Source organism: Nocardiopsis sp. NPDC055824 (genome assembly GCF_053616335.1).
This window is the reverse complement of record NZ_JBSHDN010000239.1, coordinates 1-9,133: the sequence shown is the minus strand read 5'-3', so window position 1 is coordinate 9,133 and position 9,133 is coordinate 1. Positions and strand designations below refer to the sequence as shown.

General features: G+C 73.8%; 6 protein-coding genes. 2 read left to right on the top strand and 4 right to left on the bottom strand.

What is annotated here, in order from left to right; translation table 11 throughout:
- Positions 1-153 precede the first annotated feature (153 nt).
- The 4 genes from queC to ACWGL3_RS28665 all read right to left on the bottom strand — a co-directional run bounded on the left by queC (position 154) and on the right by ACWGL3_RS28665 (position 6,005).
- On the bottom strand, positions 154-885 hold the full coding sequence (queC, locus tag ACWGL3_RS28680) for a 7-cyano-7-deazaguanine synthase QueC (RefSeq protein WP_267949485.1): 732 nt from the start codon (positions 883-885) through the stop codon (positions 154-156).
- Between the two features lie 156 nt (positions 886-1,041).
- Positions 1,042-3,870, bottom strand: coding sequence for an AAA family ATPase (locus ACWGL3_RS28675; RefSeq protein ID WP_452462015.1), 2,829 nt, complete (start codon positions 3,868-3,870; stop codon positions 1,042-1,044).
- 104 nt (positions 3,871-3,974) lie between these two features.
- Entirely contained in the window at positions 3,975-4,871 is an 897-nt protein-coding gene (locus ACWGL3_RS28670) for a class I SAM-dependent methyltransferase (protein WP_452462014.1), read from the bottom strand.
- Between the two features lie 657 nt (positions 4,872-5,528).
- Positions 5,529-6,005, bottom strand: a complete 477-nt coding sequence (locus ACWGL3_RS28665) for a MarR family winged helix-turn-helix transcriptional regulator (protein WP_344178607.1) — start codon at positions 6,003-6,005, stop codon at positions 5,529-5,531.
- A 224-nt stretch (positions 6,006-6,229) separates the two neighbouring features.
- On the opposite strand from ACWGL3_RS28665, the gene ACWGL3_RS28660 reads away from it, so the two are divergent.
- Together ACWGL3_RS28660 and ACWGL3_RS28655 are read left to right on the top strand one after the other, a co-directional pair.
- Entirely contained in the window at positions 6,230-8,047 is a 1,818-nt protein-coding gene (locus ACWGL3_RS28660; protein WP_452462013.1) for a flavin-containing monooxygenase, read from the top strand.
- 29 nt (positions 8,048-8,076) lie between these two features.
- Entirely contained in the window at positions 8,077-9,108 is a 1,032-nt protein-coding gene (locus tag ACWGL3_RS28655) for an SMP-30/gluconolactonase/LRE family protein (RefSeq protein WP_452462012.1), read from the top strand.
- The last annotated feature ends 25 nt before the right edge of the window (positions 9,109-9,133 follow it).

Sequence of the window (9,133 nt, the reverse complement as noted above, 5' to 3'; positions counted from 1 at the left end):
GTGGCACGGCGTGCCACGGCCCCGGACGCGCGGTCTCGCGCGGATCAGGCCCGGATCGGCCCGGGCGGCCCCGTCAGGAGGCCCCGGGCGGCGTCGCGGAGGGGAGGGTCCGGACGCCCGTCCCGGCGGCTGACCGCTCCGTGCGGGGAGCGGTCAGGGCGCGGCGAAGCGCGCGTCGCCGTCCAGGTACTCGGTGGGGTCGGTGAGGCCCGCCTCCCGGAACGCCTCGGCCCGTTCGTAGCAGGTCCCGCACGTCCCGCAGTGGATGTCGCCCCCCTTGTAGCAGGACCAGCTGAGCCCCAGCGGCGCGCCGAGGCGCACGCCGTGCCGGGCGATGTCGGCCTTGGACCACGTCATGAAGGGGGTCTCGACGCGCGGTGCGGTGAACCCCTCGTTGGCGACCGCCACCAGGTTGCGCAGCGCGTCGACGAAGGCCGGGCGGCAGTCCGGGTACACGAAGTGGTCGCCGGCGTGCATCCCGAGCGCCACCGTGTCGGCCCGGCGGGCCACGGCCATCGACACGGCGAGGTTGGCGAGCACGGCGTTGCGGTTCGGGACGACCGTGGCGCGCATGGCCTCCTCCGCGTAGTGCCCGTCGGGGACGGTCACCCGGTCGTCGGTGAGGGCCGAGCCCGTGAGCAGCGACCCCAGTCCCGACAGGTCCAGCACGTGGTGTTCCGCACCGTAGTGGCGGGCGATCTCCCGGGCCGAGTCGATCTCCTTCCGGTGCCGTTGCCCGTAGTCGACCGTGAGGGCCACCAGCCTGAACCGCAGCGCCGCGAAGTGCGCCAGCAGTGTCGTGGAGTCCATCCCCCCGGACAACACCACGACCGCGGTGAAGGGGTCGCGCGCGGCATCGTCGTGGAACGCGTCCTGTGCTTCCATCGGCATCTCCATCCCCATGGGGCGGCTCGGCGCCGGGGCGGCGCCCGGGCCCCGGCGGCTGTCATGTGGTCACAGTGTCGTGCGGGCGCGACCGGGGCACATCACGGCCCGCGACCGAAATGTTCTCGCGCGGTACCGAAGTGGCGCCGGACCCGGTCAGGGGCCGCCGACCAGGATCTCCCACGTCCCGGGACCGCCGAGGACCTTGCCGAATTCGCCCCGGCCGGAGATGCCGAGCTTGCGGTAGGCGCTCGACAGGTGCAGCTCCACGGTGCGGCGGGTGATGTGCCGGTTGCCGGCGATCGTCTTGTTGGCCTGGCCCAGGAGCGCGTCGATCAGGATCTCCCGTTCGCGCGGCGTCAGGGCGAGGATGCCCCGCACCGACACGTCCTGCGGGGCGCGCCCCTCCAGGGCCACCAGCTGGAGGCGTACGCGGTCGGCGAGGTCGCGCGCCCCCCGGTCGACGGCCAGCCCCGCCGACCGGCTCAGCGCGGCCACCGCCTCCTTGTGCCGGCCCAGTCGCGCCAGCACCGTCCCCAGCTCGGCGGTGGTCCTCGCCGTCTCGAGGTCGTGCCCGGTGCCCTGGAGCAGGTCGACCGCCGAGTGCAGCAGCTCCAGCGCCGCGGGGCCCCCGGAGAGCGAGCCCCACACGCGCAGTGCCCGCGCGCGCTCCTGCGGCGAGCCGGTCCCCTCGGCGAACTCCAGCTGCCTGCGGGCGACCCGCAGCGCCTCGTCGCGTGCCCCCGTCTTGGCCAGGAGCACGGCTCCCTCGCTCCGCCAGCAGAGCGTCCCCGGCCCCGCGGCCCCCGCCTCCTCGCGGCGGCGGACGATCCCCAGCAGCTCCTCGGCGCCCTCGGTCAGCTCACCGGCCCTCACGCGCAGCCTCGCCCGGGCGAGCGGGACGTCGGCGTCGTACCAGGCGGGCGGCACGTGGCCCTCGTGGTGGTGGCGGCGCAGCAGGGCCTCCGCCCCGGCGGGGTCGCCCAGGTCGAGCTGGACGTTGGCCAGCAGGCCGACGAGGCGGGTCCGGAACCTGCCGTAGCCGTGGCCCGCGTGGGCCGGCAGGTCCGACAGCCGCTCGGTGAGCACGTGCCGTGCCGCCTGGAGGTCGCCCGCGGCGTAGTGCCCGGCGGCCTCGGCGAGCTCGACCTCCGCACGCACCCAGCGGGGGAGGCGGTCCAGGTCGTCGACGAGCGCGCGCCGGCGCGCGAACGCCTCGGCCCGGTGGCCGCAGCCGACGAGCACCGACAGCGCGGCGGGGAGCGCCGCCGGGTGCAGCAGGAGGTCGTCCAGGTCGTGGTCCAGGGCCTCGCGCGCCTCGGCGAGCGCGACCGCGGGCACCCCGTCCAGCTGGTGGGAGGACAGCGCCCCCATGGCCGTGGCGGCGGGAGGGCGCGCCGCGCCGCCGGCGCCGCGGGCGCCCGCCGCGGGGGCCGTCGGCACGGGCGCCATGGACCGGCCGTAGGCCAGGAAGGACCGCGGCCAGTCCTCGCGCTCCGTGCCGGCGACCACGTCCCGCACCGCGTCCAGGACGGCGCGCTCGTCGTCGCGGCGGTCGTCCTCGCACAGCGTCGCGCCGATCAGGCCGAGCAGCCGGCGGCGGACCGACGCGTCGGCGGTGCGGCCGAGGATCTCCACCGCGGCGCGCAGCCCCGTCCGCCGGTCGAGCGCGATCCGGGCGGACGCGAGTTCGGGCGCGACGCGGGCCCAGGCGTCCTCGGTCCCGGCCTGGGCGGCGTACTCCAGGTAGCGGACCCGGTCCCGGGCGGAGGTGTCGGGGGCCCGGGCGGCCGTGATCATGGCGGTCGCCGACCAGGGGGTGTCCAGGGGGACCGTCGAGGCCGCCAGGTGCCGGGCCGGCCGCTGCCCGGCGTCGCGGCGCCGGTGCAGGAAGGTGGCGGCGGCCAGGTGGGCGGCGTTGCAGCTCATCACGGTCATCGAGCCGAGCAGCGCGGTGCCCAGCAGCGGGTGGCGGAGCGCCACCGCGTGGTCGTCGGTGACCAGGCGCATCCGGACCAGGAGGTCGAGTGTGGCCAGCGTGTCCTCGAGGGGGGTGCCGCTGAGGCGCGCCACGAGCGCCGGGTCGGCCTCGCCGGAGGTGGACGCCACGACGATCGCCTCGGCCACCCGCCGGGCCCGGTGGTCGACGCGGTTGGCCCGTCCGATGACCGCCTCGGCCACGGAGGGGATCACGGCCTCGCGCAGTGCGGCCGCCGTGCGTGGAGGGATCGCCTGGGCCCGTATCCAGTCGCCCACGGCGCCGACCATGAACGGGTTGCCGGCGGTGATCCGGTGGCACGTGTCGACCAGGCCGGCGTCGGGGCGGCGGCCGAGCCGCTCGTGCAGCAGCGCGCCGGTCTCCCGCACGGACAGGCCGGTCAGGGTGGCGGTGCGGGCGCCGAGCAGCAGGTCCGCGAGCTCGGAGGGCGCCACGGGGGGCTCGCCGCTCCTGGTCGAGGCGACGAGGGTCACCGGCAGGTGCGCGACGTCCCGCAGGGCGTCCCGGAGCCGGACGAGCGAGGCCGGGCCCGCCAGGTCGACGTCGTCCAGCGCGATCAGCAGGGGGGCGTCCCGGGTCAGCGACTCCACCAGTTCCCGGAACCCGGCCGGTACGCCGTCCGCGGCGGGTTCCCGCGCGGGCGCGCCACCCGGGTCGACGCGGGCCCGCGGGCGCGCGGCGGCGTCCTCCGGCCCCTGCGGCTCCGCGGGGCGGTGGTCGGCGGCCAGCCGGAGCAGGTCGTCCGCGAGCGCGGCGACCAGCCGGTTCGCGTGCCGGGAGCACGCGATGAACGCCGCGCGGCCGTCGTGGCCCGGTGCGGGACGGCACACCGAGGCGAGAAGACTGGTCCGTCCCACCTTGGGCTCCCCCGTGACCACGTGGGAGGTGAGCCCCGTGCGCCTGCTGTGGTGGTGGGCCGACCGCAGTCTCGCGACCAGCTCGGCCCTGCCCGCGATCTCACCGTGCCGTGTCGGCGTGTCCAGCATCGTTGTCCTCGTGATCGGAGAAACCGAACCGATGGAGCCCCCGTCGGGGCCGTGGTCCGGGGCGGACGGAGGCGTCCGTGCCGCCCCGGCACGGCTGTCGGGGGTCAGGAACCGGGACGGGCGACCAGGACCGCGCCCTGGTCGCCGATCCCGTGGGGGCGGGCGGCGAAGTGGCGCTCCAGGGCCGGTTCCAGGGCGGCCCTGACCTCGTCGGCCCCGGGGTGGAGCTGGTACCAGAAGTCGGTCAGCACGGTCGCCGCCGCCGCGGCGCGCTTCGCCGGCTCCTCCTCGGCGAAGCGGACCGAGGCCTCCGTGCGGTGCAGCGAGAACTCCCCGAAGCCCCGTTCGGCGAGGAGGCGGGCGGCCGTCGCCAGCAGGTAGCCGTGGTGGTCGCGGGGGTCGCCGGAGACCGGGGCGCAGACGTCGTTGAACAGCCCCAGGACCTCGCTGTCGGCTCCGCCGACGATCAGCACGATCTTCGCCTCCGGGGCGTCCGGGTCGCAGACCCGGACCATCTCCGTGACGGCTTTCTCGACGTCGTCGACGAAGGGGAGGACCCACGCGCCGTAGACGGCGTCGAAGGAGGCGTCGGGGAAGGGGAGGTCCTCGGCGGTTCCCGCGAAGACGCTCACCCCGGCTTCGGCGGCCTCGTCCCGCATCGACTCCACCAGTTGCGCGTGCGGCTCGACGGTGGTGCAGTGCCCGATCCGGGCGGCGACGGCGCGGGAGAGTTCCCCGATGCCGCCGCCGACGTCGAGCACGTGACGGTTGGCGGCCATGAGGCTCTGGACGAGGGAGAGCTCCTCACCGCGTTCGAGCCTGGTCGCGAACCCCACCCATCCGTCGCCGGTCACCCTCCGCGGGCCGCGGAACCGGGCGGGAAGCAGGTCTCGGGGCCCCAGCGCGGGGTGCTCCAGGACCTGGGCGAGGGTGAGCCGTGTGCCCCCGGGTTCCCGGGGGGTGCTGCCGTGTGCCGGTGTATCGGCTCGTGCTTCGGTCATGCTCTGCGCACCTCTCTTAGCCGTGGGGGAGGGGGCCGTGTCCGGGGGAGTGCGGCCCTCTCCGCGGTCCCGTGTCGCCTGCGGCGCCGACCGCGGGCGGGAGCCCCGTCCTCGAACGTCCCGGAACGGACCGTGCCGCCGTGGTTCGCCGGTCCCGGCGCCGACCGCATGGGGAGGTATCCCCGTGAGGTGGAGGGGAAAACCGCGGGGTGGTGGAATTCCCCCTCCGGTTTTCCCGCTCCCGACCCGGAGGCCGCCGGAAAGGGATTTCCCCCGGTGGCAATGGCGGGCGGGAGATGTGTTTCCCGAGCGTGCGCGCGGAGGGTCGGAAACCGTGGGCGGCGCGGCCTCGCGCCGACCCCGCCCGGGAGCCCGTGTGGCAGGGACTGTCGCAGGTGGCGCCTGGGGTGATGGCCCTGTTTGAGGCGGTCCGGGGGTCCCCTTTCCGGCTTCGCCGGAATTCCCTTGTGCGGGAATCCCGGAGCGGACCCGACTGTCGAACGGGGGACTCCGGTAAGCGGTGCGGTCGCACGAAAGAGCGAAAATTTCGGGCTGCCCGTTGTTTTTCCCGGGGCCGCCTCAAGAACAAATCGGTCTTCTTGTGTATATTGCCGGTCGAATTAAGCGGTGTATGGCAAGAAGGGAACCCGCAGGGGGTCAGTCCCGCTCGCCCATGAGGGAGATCTGCTCGCTGACCGCCCGGAAGCCCTGTTCGAGGGCGCGCAGGTCCTCCATGCGCAGGCCCATGAGGATGTCCCTGCGGAACGGGCGTGCCACGGCCAGGCGCCGTACGACCGAGGTGCCGAGGGGGGTGGCGTGGACGCGGCGGACGCGGTGGTCGTGGGGGTCGGTCGAACGCGTGGCGACGCCCTGGCCCACGAGCCGGTCGAGAAGGCCGGACATCGACGCCATGGAGACGCCGAACGAGGCGGACAGGCTTCTCCCCGTCGCCCCCTCCTCGGTGGTGACCAGGATCATCAGCACTTTGAGCTGTTGGATCGTGAGGTCCATCGAGAGCAGGTTCTGGAGGAGGGCGGTCAGTACGGCCTCCTCCATGGAGCCGTTCAGGGTCTGGATCTCGTTCACGATGCGTTCGCGTTCGTGTTCGCCCTGTTCAGTCACCTCTCGTGGCATACCGCCATGATAGATCGCCGCGCGCGGGCCACCCCCCGACTCCAATACTTAGGACGATGCTAACCTTTTTGAGCACGGTTCACAGACACCTCCGTCGCAGCGCGTGACGAACGCCCCGATCCCCCGCGGAGCCCCGTCGGGCGGCGCCGCCGCCCCCGAGAGGACCTCCGGCCCCGCGCCCGCCGCCCCGCTGCGACACGTCGGCAACGAAGTGAGGACGGCACATGACCACAGCCTCCGGCGCGACCTCGAACATCGACGACCAGATCGAAGAGGTGGACCTCGAAGCGCTACGGGCCAGATACGCCCGGGAGCGCGACCGCCGCATCCGCCCCGACGGAGCGACCCAGTACCGCACGGCCGCCGGCGAGTTCGGCTACTACGCGAAGGACCCGTACACCCCGCGGACCGAGCGGGAGGCGCTGACGGACACCGTGGAGGTGCTCGTCATCGGCGGCGGGTTCGGCGGGCTCACCACCGGGGCACGGCTGCGGCAGGCGGGCGTCGAGTCCCTCCGGATGATGGACGAGGCGGGCGACTTCGGCGGGACCTGGTACTGGAACCGCTACCCGGGCATCCACTGCGACATCGAGTCGTACTCCTACATGCCCCTGCTGGAGGAGGTCGGCTACGTGCCCAAGTGGCGCTACGCCCCCGGGGAGGAGATCCGGCAGCACGCGGTGGCGATCGCCGAGACCTTCGGCCTGTACCGCGACGCGCTGTTCCACACGCGGGTCACCGGCCTGGAGTGGGACGAGCAGGCGGACGAGTGGGTGGTCGAGACCGACCGCGGCGACCGCATGCGCGCCCGGTTCGTCATCACCTCCTCGGGCACGCTCACCCAGCCGAAGCTGCCCGGCATCCCCGGCATCGAGACCTTCCGGGGCCACACCTTCCACACGAGCCGGTGGGACTACGGCTACACGGGCGGCGACCAGGAGGGCGGGCTCGACGGCCTCGCGGACAAGAGGGTCGCGGTCGTGGGCACCGGGGCCACGGGCGTCCAGGTCATCCCGCACCTGGGCCGCGACGCGCAGCACCTGTACGTGTTCCAGAGGACCCCCTCCTCGGTGGACGTGCGCGACAACCGGCCCACCGACCCGGAGTGGGCGGCGTCCCTGCGCCCGGGCTGGCAGCGCGAGCGCATGGAGAACTTCCTCGCGATCGTCTCCGGCGAACAGGTCGGGACCGACCTGACCCGGGACGGCTGGACGTCGACGGCGCGGCTCCAGCGCAAGATGATCACCGGCACGCTGGACACCGGCCTCCCCCCGGAGGAGCGCGAGAGGATCGACGAACTCGTCGACGCGCGGAAGATGAACCAGATCCGGGCCCGCGTGGACGAGGTCGTCGACGACCCGGCCACGGCCGAACTGCTCAAGCCCTGGTACCGCTACATGTGCAAGCGGCCCTGCTTCAGCGACCACTACCTCCAGACCTTCAACCGGCCCGACGTCACCCTCGTCGACACCGCCGACCACGGCGGCATCACGCGCATGACCGAGGACTCGATCGTCGTCGGGGACACCGAGTACCCCGTCGACTGCGTCGTCTTCGCCACCGGGTTCGACGTGGGCCGCTCCGGGGTCATGTCCGGCACGCTTCCGGTGCGCGGGCGCGGCGGTCGGGGGCTGCTGGAGTCGTGGAGCCGCGGGCCCAGCACGCTGCACGGCTTCTACAGCAACGGGTTCCCCAACCTCTTCCACCTGGGGGCACTGCAGAACGCGAACTCCGTGAACTTCGCGCACATCCTGCTGGAGCAGGCCGAGCACATCGCCGTCGTCGTCGCCGAGGCCCGCAAGAGCGGCGTTCCCGTGGTCGAGCCCTCGCAGGAGGCGGCCGACGAGTGGGGCCGGACCGTCCGGGAGACGGCGCACGACAACTCCGCGTTCCAGGCCGAGTGCACGCCCGGCTACTACAACCGCGAGGGGGCCGGCGTCCACGGCGGCTCCTCCTACAGCCCGGGCCCCGTCGCCTTCCACCGGCTGCTCGGGGACTGGCGCAAGAGCAGCATCGGCGACGTCCTGGGCGCGAAGCCGTGACCCGTCCGCCCCGACCGAAGGGAAACCGTATGGAACCGCACCGCCGCACGACGCGACGCACGGTGATCGCCCGTGCGCTTCCGGCCCTCGTCCTCGCGGTCGCGGCGACGGGCTGCGCCGACGCCGCCGCCACCAGCACGGACGGCGAGGGGGACCGGACGGCCGAGCTGCTCGTCCAGGTCACCTCCGTCCACGAGGAGACGGGGATGACCCTCCTGGAGGGGCCGACCTTCGCCCCCGACGGAGGCCTCCTGGTCGTCGACGTCACCGCACCCGCCGGGGAGCCCAAGGTGCTCAGGGTGGACACCGGCTCCGCCGAGGTGGAACCGGTCTTCACGCACGGGGACGGCGCGTACACGTCGGCCCAGTTCAGCCCGCTCGACGACCGGCTGTACCTGACGGACTTCGCCGGGGGGAGGATCGACAGCATCACCCCGGAGGGGGAGGACCACACCACGTTCTTCTCCGGGGACGTCGACGGGACGCCCATGCAGCCGGACGACCTGGCCTTCGACGAGGCGGGGAACATGTACGTCAGCGACTCGACCGGGTTCGGCGATCCGGCCTGGGAGCCCCGGGGCCGGGTCGTCAGGATCGACGGTGAGACGGCCGAGGCGACCGTCCTGGCGGACGAGCTCCCGGCGCCGAACGGCATCTCGTTCAGGGAGGACTTCGGGGGCCTCTGGGTCGGCCAGTACGCCGCGAACCGCGTCGACCACTACGAGCTCGACGAGGACGGGACCTCGGTGGTGACCTCCCACGCCGCCATCCACTTCGACGGCGGCACGAGCCGGATCGACTCCATCGCCGTCGACGCCGAGGGCAACCTCTACCAGGCGGTCCACGGTCAGCCGAGCATCTTCGTGTACAGCTCGACGGGTGAGCACCTGGCGACGGTGAGCGTGCCGTCCGAGGCCGCCGAGGGCCTGGAGTCGGCGACCAACGTCGCCATCGCGCCGGGCACGACCGACGCGTACATGACCGTGAGCGGCGAGGACGGCGGGTTCGTCTACTCGTTCGAGGCCCTGGGCGAGGGGATCCGCCAGACCAACGGGGGCTGACCCACGCAGGGGCGGGCAACCGCCC